Genomic DNA, 16,554 nt, shown 5'->3' with positions numbered 1-16,554 from the left:
CGACGGGCAGGCGCCAGTTAGACGGTCACCTTCAGGCGATCACCTTTTAGACGGTCACCTTTCCGGAGAGATGGACCCGCCCGGCCGTCCCGTCCCGCAGTTCGAAGGCGCAGCCCGCGCCGTCCCCCGCGGCCTGCTGCGCGTACGAGACGGTGGCGGGCAGCAGCACCGGGGCGTGGAATGTGGCCGTGAGGCGTACGGATTGGGCCCCGGCGGGTACGGCCTCCGCGGCGCAGCGGGCCGCCGTCCACATGCCGTGCGCGATGGCGCGGCGGAAGCCGAGCGGGCGGGCGGTGAGCGGGTGGAGGTGGATGGGGTTGTAGTCCCCTGAGACGGCCGCGTGGCGGCGGCCGAGGTCGGCGGGGAGCGGCCATTCGGTCCGTAGGGGGAGGGGGTGGTCGGCCTCGGGGCGGCCGGACGGGTCCCCTGCTCCTTGGTGTCCGTCTGAAGCCCGGCGTTCGTCTGCGCCCCGCCGCTCGTCTGCGACGCGGTGCCGCGCCAGATAGCCGCTGCGGTCCGCCCACACCAGTCGCCCCGCGCGCCGTACCTCCGTCGTCATCACGACTTCGGTGCCGCGTCGATGGGCGCGCAACCCTTCGGCGTACACGGACAGTTCGAGCACGTCGCCGACATCCAGCGCCGCGTACTGCTCGATCTCAAGGGTCGTATGCACCAGCCCGAGCAGCGGCAACGGGAAGGCGCGGGCGCTCATCAGGCGGGCGGCGAGCGGGAAGCCGAGGATGTGCGGGTAGGTGAGCGGCAGCGGTCCGGTGGTGGGAAACCCGCAGACCTGGGCGTATGCGGCGACCTTTGCCGGGTCGATCCGGGCGGCGGGCAGGATCAGGCGGGTGGGTGGCAGTGCGGCGTCCGGATGCGGGCGTTTGCCGATGCCGGTCAGTACGCCCTTGCCCAGGGCGGGCATCAGGCGCGGGGCCCGGCGCAGCAGGGTGGGCTGCGGCGGGCGGAGGCGACGGGCGAGGTGACGGGCGAGGAGGCGGGCGGGGCCGGAATTGGTGCGGCGAAGGTGGCGATCGGGCATTGGCCAACTCCTGGTCCTCGCGTAAATTTACTTCGAAGTAAGGTTACCGGCGGGTCAGGGGTTGGTCGAGGGTGAACGCTGCCGACGTGCCGAGGGCGGGACCGGCTGCGGGCCGACGTCCGAAGATCCAACTTGCTTACACATCAGGGGTGTTACACCCCTAGGCGGCAGCCGCATCCCCCGTCACCCGCTCACCCGCCCGCCCCCCGGCCTGGCCCGCAACTCTCACCCCTCACCCCTCACCCCTCACCCCTCACGCCCGACCCCTCACGCCCGACCCCTCAGCGCACATCCCTTAGCCCTCAGCTTCGTGAGCCCCCCCACGCGCCCCCTCAGCAAGAACGCGCCGCCAACTCGCCCCGATTTCGCGGAAGAATTGAGGAGCCGCCCGTGTTCAGCCAGGAAAGCGCCGCCCCCGGAACGACCACCGCCGACACCCCCGCCCCCACCCTCACAGCGCCGCAGAAGACCCTCCTCGACGGCACCGTCCGCGAGGTCTTCGTCCCCGCCCTCGCCCCGCCCGTCCCCACCGGCTCCCTGGGCGACATCCCCTTCACCAACGCCGCCGAGGCCCCCGCCGACGTCGTCCTGGCCCGGAAGCAGCCGAGCGGCGCCTGGCGCGACATCACCGCCGCGGAATTCGCCACCGAGGTCCGGGCGGTGGCCAAGGGCCTTATCGCGCACGGCCTTTGCCCCGGCGACCGGCTCGCGATCATGGCCCGTACGACCTACGAGTGGACCCTGATCGACTTCGCCGCCTGGGCCGCCGGCCTGGTCACCGTCCCCCTCTACCCGACCTCCTCCGCCCACCAGGCCCGGTGGATCCTGCACGACTCCGCCGCCCGCGCCTGCGTCGTCGAGAACGTCGACGAAACCCGCCTGATCAGCGGCATCCGCGCCGAACTCCCCACCCTCGACCACCTCTGGCAGTTCAATACGGGTGCCGTCTCCCAGCTCGTCTCCGCCGGGCGCGACCTCCCGGACGAGGTCGTCGACGAGCGGCGCGCCACCGTCGGCCCCGCCTCCCTCGCCACCCTCATCTACACCTCCGGCACCACCGGCCGCCCGAAGGGCTGCGCGCTCACCCACGCCAACTTCTTCGCCGAGGTCGACAACTCCGTCGAACTCCTCCACCCGGTCTTCAAGTCCGTCAGCGCCGAACCCGCCGCCACCCTCCTCTTCCTCCCCCTCTCCCACGTCTTCGGCCGCATGGTCGCCATCGGCTGTCTCCGCGCCCGCGTCCGCCTCGGCCACGCCCCCAGCATCCAGACCGACGACCTGCTGGCGGACCTCGCGGCCTTCCGGCCGACGTTCCTCCTGGCCATCCCCTACGTCCTGGAGAAGGTCTTCAACACCGGCCGCGCCACCGCCGAGAAGATGGGCCGCGCCGCCTCCTTCGACCGCGCGGCCCGCATAGCCCGCTCCTACGGCGAGGCCGTCGAGGCCCAGGAACACGGCACCGGCCCCGGCCCCGGTCTCGCCCTCAAAGCCGCCCGCAAGCTCTACGACCCCCTCGTCTACCGCCGCATCCGGTCCGCCCTGGGCGGCAAGGTCCGCTACGCCATCTGCGGCGGCTCGCCATTGGGCCACCGCCTCGCCGCCTTCTACTCCGGCGCCGGCATCGAGATCTTCGAGGGATACGGCCTGACGGAGACCACCGCCGCCGCGACCGTCACCCCGCCCCTCCGCCCCCGTATCGGCACGGTCGGCTGGCCGCTCCCCGGGGGCGCGGTCCGGATCGCCGACGACGGCGAGATCCTCCTCCGGGGCGGCCATGTCTTCACCGGCTACTGGGACGCGGCCACCGGCACGGCCGTCCCGGTCACCGATCAGGACGGCTGGCTGCCCACCGGCGACCTGGGAGCCCTCGACGCGGACGGCTATCTGACGATCACCGGCCGCAAGAAGGAGATCATCGTGACGACGGGCGGCAAGAACATCGCCCCCGCCCCGCTGGAGGACCGCCTCCGCTCACACCCCCTCATCGGTCAGTGCATCGTCCTCGGCGACAACCGCCCCTACGTCACCGCCCTGATCACCCTCGACCCCGACGGCCTCTCCCACTGGCGCCAGATGACCAAGAAACGGGACACCCCGCTCCCCGAACTCGTCCACGACGAGCGCCTCCTGGCCGACCTCCAGCACGCCGTCGACGACGCGAACAGCCTCGTGTCCCGCGCCGAGTCCATCCGCCGCTTCGCCGTGCTCCCGGTCGAATTCACGGAGCAGACCGGCCATCTCACACCGTCGCTGAAGCTGCGACGGGCGGCGGTCGCCCGCGACTTCGCGCACGAGATCGACGGGCTGTACGAGGCGCGTTGACCTCTGGCTCCGGTCGTCCGACCGGTGGTCCGACCGGTGGATCGGCTCAGCCATCCGGTCGGTCCACCCCGGGGCAAACCTGACGCGCCCTCGACACGCCCCTGACGAATGGCCGACGCGCCCCTGATGAATCCCTGAGCCGTTGCCCCCAGTTGACCCGTTTCTCATCAGGGAGACCTCAGGGTCGAACACCCTCCCTTGTGGTGATCCGCGGCGAGGCTGCGCTCCGCAGCATAGAAACCGCACGAACCGGTCGTTCACCCCACGGAGTACGTCTTGCCCTTCCGCAGCCGCCGCCCCATCCATACGGCCCTCGCCGCCGCCCTCGTCCTCACCCTGTCCGCCGCCGCGTCGGCCCCCGCCCTGGCCGCCACATCCGCCACCAACACCGGCACGACAACGCCCCACACGCAGGCCACACCAGCCGCCGGTCCGAACGTCCCGGCCCTGGAAAAGGCCCTCCGCGGCCTCCCTGACAAGGACGCCACCGCAGCCCTCGTGCGCGTCGGCGGCAAGGGCAGCTGGCACGGAAGCGTCGGCGTCCACGACCTCCGCACCCACCGCAAGGCCGTGGAGAACGCCCGCTTCCGCGCGGGCTCCACCACCAAGGTGGTCACCTCGGCCCTCGTACTCCAACTCGCCGCCGAGGGAAAGATCGACCTCAACGGGACGGTGCAGCACTATCTGCCCGGTCTGCTGACCGACGCCTTCCAGCCCATCACCGTCCGGCAGTTGCTCACCTTCACCAGCGGACTCCAGCCCGGTGCGTCCCTCGGCCCGGAGAACGGCGCGGGTTACGAGAACCGCTTCAAGACCCTGACCCCGGAAGCCGTTGTCGCGTCCTCCGTCGCCAAGGGCCCCTACCGCGGCGACGGGGAAGGGCCGGGCAAGAAGCAGCGCTACGACAACATCGACTACACCGTCCTCGGCATGCTGATCGAGAAGGTCACCGGTGACTCGTACGAGCACCAGGCCGCGGTGCGCATCTTCCGCCCGACCGGCATGCGGCACACCTCGTTCCCCGGCGGCCCCGACCCACGGATCCACGGCCCGCACAACCGCGGCTACCAGAAGCTGGTGGACGGCCGGGTCGCGGACGCGACGGAGTGGAACATGTCCGACCGCTGGGCGGCAGGCGACATGATCTCCACCACCGCCGACCTGGAGAAATTCCTCTTCGCGCTCTTCCGCGGAAAGATCGTCCCACAGCCGCTTCTGGAGCGGGAGATGTTCACGGTCCCGCACATCAAGGGCGCCTCGATGAGCGCCGGACTCCAGCGCTTCGACGCCGGCGGAGGAAAGATCATCTGGGCGAAGTCCGGTGCCCGCCCCGGCTACAACACGCTCATAGCCGCGACCAAGGACCTGTCCCGGACCCTCGTCTACTCGATCAACGCCACCGATGCCAAGGGCGAGGAGATGAACCCCGTCGCCCAGCGCATAGTGACGGCAGCGTTCGCGCTGCCCACGCGCCAGCCGTAGCCGGTGCCGGTGCCGGTGTCGTACGCCGACGGACACGGCATCTGCGCCCCTCGCCCGACCGCCCCTCGCCTCACCGCCGCCCGCCTCCGCCGGACGACCACCGGTTCAGCCGGCGCAGGCTCTCCTGCAACGCCGCGCGCCGCCCGTCACCATCCGGTTCCTGCGGTTCCAGGGGCCTTTTCTCCGGCGCCTTCTCGCTCACCGAGTCGGCACCTCCACCCCGTGGATCCACCGCGGCCCGATCCCGACGCCATCGACACCATCGACGGCGAACCAGGGATCCCGCCGCCCCCGTTGTGCCCGCCGCTGCCGCCACTCCTCGCCGGCCAGCAGGTACGGCCTGACCAGGCAACTGTCCTCGCCGCGCAGCGGGACCTCGGCGGGGCGGCGGAATCTGCGTACCGGGGGCACCGAGGGGGCGGCGTGGCGCGGACCGGTGTACGGGGCGCCGCCGCGTGCTGCCCGGCGCTGTCCACGTGCCGGAAGTAACCAACTCAGTACCATCAGCAACATCATTCGGATAAGGTCAGACATGCTTGTCAGCCTCCAGGGGGTTGATGGCCATGCCCCCGGACCGGTCGCACGGTCGCGGGGGTGATTTCCGGATGTCGCGTGAAAGAAGCGGCCCTGCTCTGGAGCCGGGGCGCTCGGCGCGTCAGACTGGAACCCCCGTGTCACCTCTGTGGGGGAGGTGGCACGGGGCCTTTCATTGCGCGGCCGCCTTACGGAGCGCAGCCGTCAGCTTGCGGGCCGTGGCGGTGTTGCAGTTCCCGAGCGCGATGAGCGAGAGCCGGTAGTTGCCCGCGTAGGCCGGCAGCTCGATCCCGAGTGACGGCAGGGTGATCCCGTTGGCCGCGAGCGCGGCGCGGAGGGCTTCGGTGCAGTCGTCCACGTTGTCGTCGTGGTGGTGGCTGTGGTTGAGCATGGGCGTTAGCTCCCTGTGCGCATCGTGACGATCCGCTTACAGAATGACGTGGTGCGGCGTAGCGTGGAAAGGGATTCAAGGCGACGGCGCGACCTGTGAAACGGTGAAAAATGCCTGCACGCAAAGAAGTTGACGGATCCACCAGCGTCCCGGCCTTCTACGGCTCCGAGCTGCGCTGGAAGCGGGAGAACGCGGGCCTCACCCTCCAGGCGACCGTCGACGGCATCTACTACTCACCGAGCTACCTCAGCGAGATCGAACGCGGGCAGCGGCGCATGCCGTTGGATATGGCTGTCCATGTGGACCGGGTGCTGAAGACCGACGGGTTCTTCGAGCGGCGTTGTGAGGACGTGCGGAAGGCGCGGATGGCCGGCCACGCCAAGTACTTCGAGAAGGTCTTGGAGGCGGAGAAGCACGCGGAGGCCATTGAGGAGTGGTGCCCCACGCTCATTCCCGGTCTGCTGCAGACCGCAGCGTGCGCGCGGACGGTGGTCCTGGCGGCCCATCCACAGGCGTCCGACGAGGAGGTGGCGGAGAAGGTCAACGCACGGCTGGCGCGAGCACGCCTCTTCGAGGACGACCACAAGAAGCCGGAGTACTGGGCGATCCTGCACCAGTCGCTGTTGCGCTACCCCATCCTGCCGTCAGAGGACATGGCCGAACAGCTGGACCGTATCGTGGCGTTGGTGCGACGCCGTCGGATCGTTACGCAGGTCGTTCCGTGGAATGGCGGGCCGTATCCGCTGATGCTCGGCATGGCCAAGATCATGACCTTCCCCGACGCGCCGCCCCTGGTCTACACGGAGTCTTCGTACAGCGGCGTCACCATCGACGATCCAGCGCTCGTGCACCAGTACCACAAGGCATACGATCGGCTCAGGGCCGCCGCACTGCCGCCTGAGGTGTCCCTGGCCATGATCGAGGCAGCGGCAGAGGATTACCGAAATGGCAAGCAACCAGATTGACTTGAGCGCCGCCGTCTGGCGTACGAGCAGCTACACCAACGGAGACGGCGGCGACTGCGTCGAGGTGGCTGACGACCTCCCCGGCCTCGTCCCCGTCCGCGACACCAAGACCGCTCCCCACGGCCCGACCGTCATCATCCCGGCCGCCGCCTGGCGCCGTTTTGTCACGGCCGTCAAGGACGAGACCTTCACTGCCACCGCCTAGCCTCGCGGCATGTCGTACGAGGAGCCCTTCACCTACGCGTGGTAGGAACCGCCGGGGAATCGCGTTTCGACCCTCGGTGTGCTGTACGAGCAGGGTGAGGCCGGGCGACGGTGGCAGCTGTACGCGGCCAGCTCGATGGGCGGCGGCCATGTGGTGTGGTTTGACGACGCCGCGCACGTCAGAGCATTCGTCCAGGCGGTGCTGGACATGCTGACGGCGGCCGAGCCGTACGAGCGGGTGTTGGAGTTCGCGGACCCTGCGGACGACACGTGGTTCGCCGAGCTGACGGTCGGTCGGGACCCGTTCGACGGGCTCACTCCATACCTGCACTTCCAGGTGTGCGTCCACTTTCCTGGTCCGCGGCCCTGGACGGACGTGGGGCTGGAGGTCTGCTGCCCCGAGGTCGACGTCGACCGCCTGCATGCCGAAGCGAGGGCCCTCTCCGCGGCGCTGGACGCCGGCGCCTGAGCCCCGTTCCCGGACCGTTGTCAGACCCTCGCGTTACCGTCGAGAACATCGCGAAGCTCATGAACTTCACGGGGGAAACAGCGAAATGGGCACCAACGCAATCACCACCACCACCGCCAGCCATCACCGCCAACACGCTCCGCATCGTCAGCGGCACGATGGCCGAGGTCCGGTAGGTCTCCTCCGGTGCGGCCGGCCGAACCCTGCCGCTTAAGGTGCCGGAGGGCACGCACGGAATTCCGGGGGTGGGGGAGCGATGGGCGGGACCTGGGCAGGGGTGCGCGAGCGCGTGCTCGCGCTGCGGAAGGCGCCGCGCGGGTGGACGGTGTTCGGCGCCGAATGGGGCAACAGCGGCCACCATTTCGAGCTGCTGCCCGTCCTCACCGAGGAGCAATTGCGCGCGGTGGAGCGGCGGCTCGGGACCGAACTGCCCGAGGAGTACCGCATGTTCCTCCTGGAGGTGGGGGCGGGCGGCGCGGGCCCCGGTTACGGGCTCTTCCCGATGAAGCCGCCCGGCCCCGACACCCCGCCCGCCACCGGTCACTGCGCGCTGCCCTTCCGCCCCGAGCTCACCGCCGAGCACGACGAGCACCAGTGCGCGGAGCCCCGGCGGACCGACCACCCGGACGACGAGGTCTTCGCCGCCGCATACGCGGCCTGGGACGCCCGGGACGACGAGCTGCGCGCCGCCCTGACCGAGGGCACCCTCTGCATCAGCGACCAGGGCTGCTCGTACTACTACGTCCTGGTGGTCACAGGCCCCCATCGCGGCACCGTGTGGGAAGACGTAACGGCCGTCGGCGAGGGCGTGGTCCCGGTCGGACTACGGGGCGAAACGGGACCCCCGCCGTTCGCCGAGTGGTACCTGAACTGGCTCGACCACGCGGAGCGGAAGGCCTGGGACGAGACAACAGAACCCCCACCCCGCCAACGGTTCACCACCGACGGCTGACTGCCGATATCGCCTCGTCGGCCGGCAATCCGCTCTCCGTCCTCACCGACAGCTCCTGTTCTCGCGTTCTCGCGTTCTCCCGTTCATCCGGGATGCCGGATTCCACTTCCTCGTCGCCCGCACCACCGCCGGGGTTTCCCGGGCCCTGTTCGCACCATTCCTCCAGCAGATTGAGGAACTCGGGGCCCAGGGGCTGATTCTCTCGGGCGACCCTCATGAAGACGACATTCCCGGGACCACCCGTGATTCTCGGGACCACCCGCGCCCGGCCCATGCCCACGGGCCGCGGTCGTTTCGTTTCGCGTAAGCGGGGCACGCCGTTGCTGCAGCTGGGATGGCCGCCGGGGGAGTAGTGGCGGGTGGGCGGGGCGATACGCTCCGCGCCGCGACGCGCTGCGCTGCTCCTGGGAAATGCCGACTGGGTGTTTTCCGGTTTGCCGTGGCGTGCGTACGGGTTCCCTTCTTGTTTCCCTTGCCGCCGCCTTCTCGTCCCCTTCTCGTCCCCTTCTCGTCCCCTTCTCTTCCCCTTCCCGCCCCCTTCCCGGGCCCTTCTCGGCCCTCTTCTTCCGGTCCGTTCTTCCGGGCGGCGGGGGAATTCGTGCGGCCGGTGCCCGCAGGGGCGCGGTGGTGCGGCGGCGTCGTGGCGCAGGGGCGCACGGGAAAAGGCAGGAGCCCCTCTCCCCACCGAAGTGGAGGAGCGGGGCTCCTTGGGTTTTGCTAAGTCGACCTAACGATTAAAGGTCGGACCGGGCAACTCAGACCGGCGTAACGTTCTCCGCCTGCGGGCCCTTCGGACCCTGCGTGACGTCGAAGTTGACCTGCTGGTTCTCCTCGAGGGAGCGGAAACCAGAGGCGTTGATCGCCGAGTAGTGGACGAAGACATCCGGGCCGCCGCCGTCCTGGGCGATGAAGCCGAAGCCCTTTTCAGCGTTGAACCACTTGACGGTTCCGGTAGCCATAAGCCCTCCTTGGGCCAAAGGGTTGCCCTGCTCCAGAACCTGCAAACAAGTCTGAAAACTACAAAAGCCTGCGGGTCACATGCTCCGCAGGCTCTGTACTGCAAGGGAAACCAAACTGCAACTTGCGCTGAGCCTAGCACGGTGCGCTCGTGAGGCGGAAGAGCCAAAGATCACGTTTACCGGGGGGCCGTCGCGGCCATACGGAGCCCCCGCCGCGTTGCCCCGAGGGAGGCGGGTCTAGCCTCCGGCATGTGGACAATTCAACCTTTGGAGACGCACCCGCAGGCGCACCGGCCGACTACCGTCGGAGCCGGCCGCGGGTGGGCCACATCCAGTTCCTGAACTGCCTGCCCCTCTACTGGGGCCTTGCCCGTACGGGCACCCTGCTCGACCTGGACCTCACCAAGGACACCCCGGAGAAGCTCAGCGAGCAGCTGGTCCGCGGTGAGCTGGACATCGCGCCGGTGACTCTCGTGGAGTTCCTGCGGGCCGCCGATGATCTTGTCGCGTTCCCCGATCTTGCCGTCGGGTGCGACGGGCCCGTGATGTCCTGCGTGATCGTCTCCCAAAAGCCGCTGGAGAAGCTGGACGGCGCCCGGGTCGCCCTCGGGTCGACCTCGCGGACCTCCGTACGGCTGGCCCAGCTGCTGCTGGCCGAGAAGATCGGCGTGCGGCCCGAGTACTACAGCTGCCCGCCCGACCTCGGCCTGATGATGCAGGAGGCGGACGCCGCGGTGCTGATCGGCGATGCCGCGCTGCGCGCCAATCTGCACGACGCGCCCCGGCTCGGCCTCGAGGTGCACGACCTCGGGCAGATGTGGAAGGACTGGACGGGGCTGCCGTTCGTCTTCGCCGTCTGGGCGACCCGGCGCGACTACCTGGAGCGCGAGCCCCTCGTCGTACAGAAGGTGCACGAGGCGTTCCTGGCCTCGCGCGATCTGTCGCTGGAGGAGGTCGGCAAGGTCGCCGAGCAGGCCGCCCGCTGGGAGACCTTCGACGAGCCGGTGCTGGAGCGCTACTTCACGACGCTGGACTTCCGGTTCGGGGCCGACCAGCTGCGCGGCGTGACGGAATTCGCGCGGCGGGTCGGGCCGACGACCGGATTCGCGGCCGATGTGAAGGTCGAACTGCTGGGGAGCTAGCTCCCGGACGCCGGTGTGGGCCCGCGCAGCACCTTGCTGATCGCCTCCAGGGTGGCTTCCCGCATGCCCTGGACGTAGCTCTTGGCGTCGTGGCCGCCACCCTGGATGACGTGGAGACGGGCCGTGATCGGGCCCGTTCCCTCTCCGTACTTCCGGACGAAGCGTTCGAGAGCGGCGCGGCCGCCTTCCTCGGTGCCGATCTGGAACTCGATACGGACCGGGGGAGCGCCGGGGCGGGCGGCGAGCCGCTCGGCCAGGCGCTCGGGGTCGTTGGCCCGCATCTCCTTCTCGTGGCCGCGCCAGAGGGGGGAGTCCGGGCGGGTGTCCGGGCCGGAGGCGATGACCGCCGCGAAGCGGTCCGGGTGCTGGAGGACCTGCTTGAGGCCGACGAAACCGCCGGACGAGGAGCCCATGAAGGCCCAGCCGGCGCGGTCGGCGTAGGTCCGGAAGTTGGCCCTGACCAGGTCGGGGACGTCGTCGGACATCCAGGTGCCCATTTTCGGCTGCCCGGGTATGTCGCTGCCGTCGTAGTAGTGGTCGGCGTCCGGGTTCAGGACGGGCATGACGACGAGGAAGGGTCTGCTCCGGCCCGCCGTCACCATGTCGCTGATGGTGCTCTGGAGTTTCAGGTCGGTGCCCATCCAGTAGTTCATGGGGTAGCCGGGGCCGCCGGGAAGGGCGATCAGCACCGGGAAGGCGCTGTTGCGGTAGCGGTCCTCGTAGTACTCCTTGGGCGCCCAGACCCAGACCTTGCCGGTGACGCCGGATTTCTTGCCGTGCAGCGTCGTGACGCCGATCTTGGTGCCGTCGTCGAGGGTGTTGGCCGTGCGGAATTCCGACCGGGGGCCGGTGGGCATGCGGACCGTGGGGTCGGCGGGCGCGGATGCCGGGGCGGGCCGGTCGGCGGCGTCGAAGGACAGCGGCTCGCCCTCGTCGGAGAACGCACCGAGGTGGATCAGTACGGGGAGGAGCGCGGCGAGGCCGACGGCCGCGATGACGGCGCCGGTGAGGAGCGGCCGCCTTCGGTGCGGGCGGTGCGAGGGGGGCGAGGGGTGCGAGGGGTGCGGGGAGTGCACGGACGTACTCCGGACGGTCGCGCTGCCGCGTGGGGCAGATGGGGCAGGTGGGGGAGTTGAGGTGACTTACGCCCTGTTTGATGCGGAAAGTGGAGTGGGGGTTTCCGGTGACCACGCATGACATGGGTCATAAGCTGAAGGGCGCCATACGCAGGGGGAGGGCAAGCCATGGAGCCGCTGGCGGCGGACGATCCACGCGTCCTGGGCGGATACCGGCTGCTGGGCCGGCTCGGCGCCGGCGGCATGGGGCGGGTCTACCTCGGGCGCAGCGAGGGCGGCCGGACGGTCGCGGTGAAGGTCGTCCATGCGCAGTTCGCGGTCGACGACCAGTTCCGGGCGCGCTTCCGGCGGGAGATCGAGTCGGCGCGACGGGTGGGCGGCGCCTGGACCCCGCCGGTCCTGGATGCCGACCCGGACGCGTCCGTTCCCTGGATCGCCACCGGATACGTCGCGGGCCCCTCGCTCGCGCAGGCCGTCACCGATGTCGGGCCGCTGGCGGAGCACTCCGTACGGGCCCTGGGGGCGGGGCTGGCCGAGGCGCTCGTCGCCGTCCACGCGCTCGGGCTGGTGCACCGGGACGTCAAGCCGTCCAATGTGCTGCTGACCCTCGACGGGCCGCTGCTGATCGACTTCGGGATCGCCCGCGCCACGGAGGCGACGGCCTCGCTGACCTCCACCGGGGTCTCGGTCGGATCGCCCGGATACATGGCGCCCGAGCAGATCGTGGGGAAGGGCGCGACGGGGGCCGCGGACGTCTTCTCGCTGGGGGCGGTGCTGGCCTACGCGGCGACCGGGGTCAGCCCCTTCTCCGGGGACTCGTCGGCCGCGCTGCTCTACAAGGTGGTGCACGAGGAGCCGGAGCTGGGTTCCCAGCTCACCGGTGAGCTGCGGGAGTTGGTGGCGTCCTGCCTGGTCAAGGACCCCGCGGAGCGGCCCGCCCCGGAGGCGCTCGCGGCCCGGCTCGCGGGGGAGGGGAGCGGCGGGGCCGCCGGACTGGTGCGCGCCGGATGGCTGCCGGGCGCGGTCGTGGAGCAGGTCAGCCGCCGGGCGGTGGAGCTGCTGAATCTGGAGGCCGGCGCGGCCGCTCCGGATGCGGCCGCGCCGAGTGGGGCGTTCGGGCCGCCGGACCCTTCGTACGGGGCGGGGGCGGATCCCTCGTACGGGCAGCCCTCCGGCCTGGTGCCGTTCGAGGCGGTGGCCACCGGCCCCGGTGCCGGTGGCGCGCCCACGCAGGCCCCCGGTGCGCCGGGCCGGCCGCCCGGCCCGCCCGCGGCCCCCTGGCCGGTCGCCGGGGCGGCGGTCGCCGACGCCCCGACCGCGGATCCGTCGCCCACCGCCTCCAAGGAGCGCCGGATCGCGCTGCGCGGGGAGGTCGGCGGCAAGGGGCGGCCGCGCCGGGTGAGCTGCGCGCTGGTGCTGTCGGTGGCCGGTGCGCTGGCCGCCGTGACGACCGCGACGTTCGTGTTCGGTCTGCTGCCGGGCATCTCCGGGAACAGGGACATGGCCGGGGCCGAACCGTCGTCCAAGGGAACGCCGACGGCCGGGCCCTCCACCCCGGGCGACGCATCCGGCGGCCCGGCCGTCGCCAAGGGCTTCCTCGGCACCTGGACCGGCAGTGTGACGACGGCCCGCGGTATGCCCAACGGCAAGATGACCAGCGTCATCAAGCCCGGCGGCAAGGGGGACTACGTCATCCACACCGTGTACGACGTGGTGCTGGTGCAGTGCGACGCCAAGGCGAAGCTGGAGTCGGCCACCAAGGACAAACTGGTCCTCATGGAGCGCCCGGACGGCAAGCAGGGACCGGGCTGTACGGGCAACAAATCCCGTGTCACCTACACGCTCGGCAAGGACGGCCGCACGCTCGAATTCGCCTCGGACGACGACGCGGGCGGGACGCCGGGGGCGACACTGACCCGGGTGTCCGGGCCGTGACGCGGCGGCCGGGGACGACGTGTGGCCGGCTCCCCGTCCGGCCGCCAGCGAGGCTGTCGGACCCCTGACGTACGCTGGGTCAGTCGTGATGCCAGCCCGCGAAAGGAACGCCCGGTGACCGAGAACGCCGACCTCCAGTCCGTACTCGACCGCGCCGCGCAGGGCGGCCGCATCACGCCGGAGGAAGCCCTCGACCTGTACCGCTCCGCGCCGCTGCACGCACTGGGCAAGGCCGCCGACGCCGTGCGCCGCCGCCGCTACGCCGGCACCGAGCACATCGCGACGTACATCATCGAGCGCAACATCAACTACACCAACGTCTGCGTGACGGCCTGCAAGTTCTGCGCCTTCTACGCCGCGCCCAAGGACACCGCCAAGGGCTGGACCCGCGACCTCGACGACATCCTGCGCCGCTGCGCGGAGACCGTCGAACTGGGCGGCACCCAGATCATGTTCCAGGGCGGCCACCACCCCGACTACGGCGTCGAGTACTACGAAGAGCACTTCTCGGCCATCAAGAAGGCCTACCCGCAGCTGGTGATCCACTCCCTCGGCGCGTCCGAGGTCGAGCACATGGCGCGGATCTCCAAGGTGCCCGTCGAGGAGGCGATCTCGCGCATTCACGCCGCGGGGCTGGACTCCTTCGCGGGCGCGGGCGCCGAGCTGCTGCCCGCCCGCCCCCGTAAGGCCATCGCGCCGCTGAAGGAGTCCGGCGAGCGCTGGCTGGAGATCATGGAGGCGGCGCACAACCTGGGCGTGGAGTCGACGTCCACGATGCTGATGGGCACCGGCGAGACCAACGCCGAGCGCATCGAGCACCTGCGGATGATCCGGGACGTCCAGGACCGTACGGGCGGCTTCCGCGCCTTCATCCCGTACACCTACCAGCCCGAGAACAACCACCTCAAGGGCCAGACGCAGGCCACCCTCTTCGAGTACCTGCGGATGATCGCCATCGCCCGGATCTTCCTCGACAACGTCGCCCACATCCAGGGCTCGTGGCTCACCACGGGCAAGGAGATCGGCCAGCTGACCCTGCACTACGGCGCGGACGACCTGGGCTCGATCATGCTGGAGGAGAACGTCGTCTCCTCGGCGGGCGCCAAGCACCGCTCCAACCTGCGCGAGATGATCGACATGATCCGCACGGCGGACCGCGTCCCGGCGCAGCGCACCACGACCTACGAGCACATCGTGGTCCACGACGACCCGGCGAACGACCCGGTCGACGAGCGGGTGGTCTCGCATCTGTCGTCGACGGCCATCGAGGGCGGGACGGCGCACCCGGAGCTGAAGCTCGTCGAGGCCAACTGACGCGCCCGGACCGAGCGTCCTGATCAACTGAGCTTCCGATGCTGACACTTCACCGCGTGCGCGGTGTCCGGCTCGCCCACGACGGAGCGCCGGCCGCCGGGCACGCGGTCGTCGTCGACGGCGCCCGGATCGCCGCCATCGGCCCGTACGAGGAGCTGCTCGCGGCATACGGCGGCGCGCGCGTACGGGAGTGGGACGGCGTCCTGACGCCGGGGCGCTACGAGCCGGACGGGGCCGCGCTGCTGGAGGCCGCCTACCATCCCGATCCCCGCGAGGCCGACGAGCTGGGCGGCGAGCCCCTCACAGGCGAGGCGCTCGCCGCGCTCGGCATGACCGAGACGCGGTGGGGAGCCAGCGCCCGGCGGGGGCTGCAGCGCCTGCTGGCGGCCGGGACGACGGCGCTGACCGGGCCGTTCACCCGGCCCGCGGTCCGTACGGCCGTGCAGCGTTCCGGTCTTGTGGAGCTGCCGGGCCCGGCCCCGCGGGTGCTGGCCGTCGGGGGGCCGGCCCACTTCGCGGTGTTCGCCGAGGACGGGACGTGCCTGGTCACCGTGCTGGCCGGCCGGCTCGTCCACCGGCGGCGCTGACGATCCGCCCGCCCCTGAGCGGCCCGACCCGGGGACCGGGAAACCGGCCTCGGTGATCTTCGTCAAGGAACCGTCAACGCGTCCCCGGTGCACGTCAGGGCGGCGTCAACGGAAACGGAATGGCGAATTCTGCCCGGCAGGATCGCTGACGCGGGGACGGCCGGCGCCCGGCCGCTCACGATGCACTGCGCACCGTTGGACGGCCGGCTGTTCCGAGGGGGTATGCCGGCCGTCCCCGACCAGCGCTCCGGCGCGGGGCGGTGCGCGGTGCGGGCGCCGGCTCCGGCGGGCCGCCGCGGGGAGGCGTGCCCGGTGCACGTGACGGCCCCGGTGGGCTGCCGCAGATAGGCGTGCCCGGTGCACGTGACGGCCCCGGCACGGTGGACAATGGCCGGGTGACCCGAGCATCCCTGGACAAGCAGCCGCACGAAGTCGCCGCGATGTTCGACGACGTGGCGGCGCGGTACGACCTCACCAACGACGTGCTCTCCCTCGGGCAGGCGCGGCTGTGGCGCAAGGAGGTGGACCGCGCGGTGGCCGCCCGGCCCGCCGAGCGGGTGCTCGACCTCGCGGCCGGCACCGGCACCTCCTCACTGCCGTTCGCCCGGACCGGCGCGTACGTCGTGCCGTGCGACTTCTCCGTCGGCATGCTGCAGGAGGGCAAGAAGCGGCACCCGTGGCTGCCCTTCACGGCCGGTGACGGCACCCGGCTGCCGTTCGCGGACGGGGTCTTCGACGCCGTCACCATCTCCTTCGGGCTGCGCAACATCCAGGACACGGACGCCGCGCTGGCCGAGCTGTACCGGGTCACCAAGCCGGGCGGCCGGGTCGTGATCTGCGAGTTCAGCGAGCCGACCTGGGCGCCGTTCCGGACCGTCTACACCGAGTACCTGATGCGCGCGCTGCCGCCGGTCGCCCGCGCGGTCAGCAGCAACCCGGACGCGTACGTCTACCTCGCCGAGTCCATTCGCACCTGGCCCAACCAGCCCGAACTCGCCGCCAAGTTGCAGGGCGCGGGCTGGACGAAGGTCGCCTGGCGCAATCTGACCGGTGGCGTGGTCGCGCTCCACCGGGGGACCAAGCCGGCCGGCTGAGCGGAACCGCTGTGGCCGGGGCCGCGGCTGCGGCCGGGCCCCCGCCGACGGACTCGCTTGGATAACGTCGCTTCACAGGGCGTGAATTG

The 16,554-nt window shown here is 70.9% G+C and carries 15 protein-coding genes and 1 pseudogene; 12 read left to right on the top strand and 4 right to left on the bottom strand.

Translation table 11 applies throughout. From position 1 onward, the window contains the following. Window positions 1-46: 46 nt before the first annotated feature. Window positions 47-922 (bottom strand): MaoC/PaaZ C-terminal domain-containing protein, encoded by an 876-nt coding sequence (locus AC5677_RS17590; protein ID WP_497196661.1) that lies wholly within the window; start codon window positions 920-922, stop codon window positions 47-49. A gap of 507 nt (window positions 923-1,429) precedes the next feature. On the opposite strand from AC5677_RS17590, the gene AC5677_RS17585 reads away from it, so the two are divergent. Then, on the top strand, window positions 1,430-3,361 hold the full coding sequence (locus AC5677_RS17585) for an AMP-dependent synthetase/ligase (protein WP_497195964.1): 1,932 nt from the start codon (window positions 1,430-1,432) through the stop codon (window positions 3,359-3,361). A 276-nt stretch (window positions 3,362-3,637) separates the two neighbouring features. Further along, complete coding sequence (locus tag AC5677_RS17580) at window positions 3,638-4,843, top strand: serine hydrolase domain-containing protein (protein ID WP_497195963.1); 1,206 nt, start codon at window positions 3,638-3,640, stop codon at window positions 4,841-4,843. A gap of 706 nt (window positions 4,844-5,549) precedes the next feature. Here the strand turns inward: AC5677_RS17580 and AC5677_RS17575 are convergent. Continuing rightward, the gene (locus tag AC5677_RS17575; protein ID WP_497195962.1) at window positions 5,550-5,768 is read right to left on the bottom strand and encodes a hypothetical protein; all 219 of its coding nucleotides are present in this window, start codon (window positions 5,766-5,768) and stop codon (window positions 5,550-5,552) included. A 110-nt stretch (window positions 5,769-5,878) separates the two neighbouring features. Here AC5677_RS17575 and AC5677_RS17570 point away from each other — a divergent pair, with 110 nt between their 5' ends. The 5 genes and pseudogenes from AC5677_RS17570 to AC5677_RS17550 form a co-directional block, all read left to right on the top strand. After that, window positions 5,879-6,733, top strand: coding sequence for a helix-turn-helix domain-containing protein (locus AC5677_RS17570; protein WP_497195961.1), 855 nt, complete (start codon window positions 5,879-5,881; stop codon window positions 6,731-6,733). Then, window positions 6,714-6,938 (top strand): DUF397 domain-containing protein, encoded by a 225-nt coding sequence (locus AC5677_RS17565; RefSeq protein ID WP_497195960.1) that lies wholly within the window; start codon window positions 6,714-6,716, stop codon window positions 6,936-6,938. Before AC5677_RS17570 ends, AC5677_RS17565 begins: the two co-directional genes overlap by 20 nt. A gap of 78 nt (window positions 6,939-7,016) precedes the next feature. Then, entirely contained in the window at window positions 7,017-7,406 is a 390-nt protein-coding gene (locus AC5677_RS17560) for a hypothetical protein (protein ID WP_497195959.1), read from the top strand. 256 nt (window positions 7,407-7,662) lie between these two features. Continuing rightward, a complete protein-coding gene (locus AC5677_RS17555) occupies window positions 7,663-8,358 on the top strand; it encodes an SMI1/KNR4 family protein (protein ID WP_497195958.1) in 696 nt (231 codons plus the stop codon). An 8-nt stretch (window positions 8,359-8,366) separates the two neighbouring features. Continuing rightward, a pseudogene (locus AC5677_RS17550) lies at window positions 8,367-8,711 on the top strand (hypothetical protein); the annotation flags it as partial. A 402-nt stretch (window positions 8,712-9,113) separates the two neighbouring features. Here AC5677_RS17550 and AC5677_RS17545 read toward each other — a convergent pair. Next, window positions 9,114-9,317, bottom strand: a complete 204-nt coding sequence (locus tag AC5677_RS17545; protein WP_003984261.1) for a cold-shock protein — start codon at window positions 9,315-9,317, stop codon at window positions 9,114-9,116. Window positions 9,318-9,568: 251 nt separating this feature from the next. Between AC5677_RS17545 and AC5677_RS17540 the strand changes: the two genes are divergently transcribed. Continuing rightward, window positions 9,569-10,459 (top strand): menaquinone biosynthetic enzyme MqnA/MqnD family protein, encoded by an 891-nt coding sequence (locus AC5677_RS17540; RefSeq protein ID WP_497195957.1) that lies wholly within the window; start codon window positions 9,569-9,571, stop codon window positions 10,457-10,459. On the opposite strand, the gene AC5677_RS17535 is transcribed toward AC5677_RS17540, so the two are convergent. After that, window positions 10,456-11,535, bottom strand: coding sequence for an alpha/beta hydrolase (locus AC5677_RS17535; RefSeq protein ID WP_497195956.1), 1,080 nt, complete (start codon window positions 11,533-11,535; stop codon window positions 10,456-10,458). The two genes, AC5677_RS17540 and AC5677_RS17535, sit on opposite strands and share 4 nt — an antisense overlap. 168 nt (window positions 11,536-11,703) lie before the next feature. Between AC5677_RS17535 and AC5677_RS17530 the strand changes: the two genes are divergently transcribed. The 4 genes from AC5677_RS17530 to AC5677_RS17515 all read left to right on the top strand — a co-directional run bounded on the left by AC5677_RS17530 (window position 11,704) and on the right by AC5677_RS17515 (window position 16,465). Next, window positions 11,704-13,470, top strand: a complete 1,767-nt coding sequence (locus AC5677_RS17530) for a serine/threonine-protein kinase (protein ID WP_497195955.1) — start codon at window positions 11,704-11,706, stop codon at window positions 13,468-13,470. A 114-nt stretch (window positions 13,471-13,584) separates the two neighbouring features. Further along, window positions 13,585-14,784 (top strand): cyclic dehypoxanthinyl futalosine synthase, encoded by a 1,200-nt coding sequence (gene mqnC, locus AC5677_RS17525; RefSeq protein ID WP_497195954.1) that lies wholly within the window; start codon window positions 13,585-13,587, stop codon window positions 14,782-14,784. A 38-nt stretch (window positions 14,785-14,822) separates the two neighbouring features. Next, window positions 14,823-15,371 carry an imidazolonepropionase-like domain-containing protein gene (locus AC5677_RS17520; protein ID WP_497195953.1) on the top strand — a complete coding sequence of 183 codons (549 nt, stop codon included), beginning with the start codon at window positions 14,823-14,825 and terminating at the stop codon, window positions 15,369-15,371. A gap of 395 nt (window positions 15,372-15,766) precedes the next feature. Further along, entirely contained in the window at window positions 15,767-16,465 is a 699-nt protein-coding gene (locus AC5677_RS17515; protein WP_497195952.1) for a demethylmenaquinone methyltransferase, read from the top strand. The last annotated feature ends 89 nt before the right edge of the window (window positions 16,466-16,554 follow it).

The organism is Streptomyces sp. JLSY215 (genome assembly GCF_059682825.1).
The sequence above is the reverse complement of the archived record's forward strand: the minus strand, read 5'-3'. Positions and strand labels throughout refer to the sequence as shown.

Bases quoted from the DNA above. Each gene is read 5' to 3' on its own strand.
- AC5677_RS17590 (WP_497196661.1), bottom strand. From the start codon at position 922: ATGCCCGCCCTGGGCAAGGGCGTACTGACCGGCATCGGCAAACGCCCG.
- AC5677_RS17575 (WP_497195962.1), bottom strand. From the start codon at position 5,768: ATGCTCAACCACAGCCACCACCACGACGACAACGTGGACGACTGCACC.
- AC5677_RS17570 (WP_497195961.1), top strand. From the start codon at position 5,879: ATGCCTGCACGCAAAGAAGTTGACGGATCCACCAGCGTCCCGGCCTTC.
- AC5677_RS17565 (WP_497195960.1), top strand. From the start codon at position 6,714: ATGGCAAGCAACCAGATTGACTTGAGCGCCGCCGTCTGGCGTACGAGC.
- AC5677_RS17555 (WP_497195958.1), top strand. From the start codon at position 7,663: ATGGGCGGGACCTGGGCAGGGGTGCGCGAGCGCGTGCTCGCGCTGCGG.
- AC5677_RS17545 (WP_003984261.1), bottom strand. From the start codon at position 9,317: ATGGCTACCGGAACCGTCAAGTGGTTCAACGCTGAAAAGGGCTTCGGC.
- AC5677_RS17530 (WP_497195955.1), top strand. From the start codon at position 11,704: ATGGAGCCGCTGGCGGCGGACGATCCACGCGTCCTGGGCGGATACCGG.
- AC5677_RS17520 (WP_497195953.1), top strand. From the start codon at position 14,823: ATGCTGACACTTCACCGCGTGCGCGGTGTCCGGCTCGCCCACGACGGA.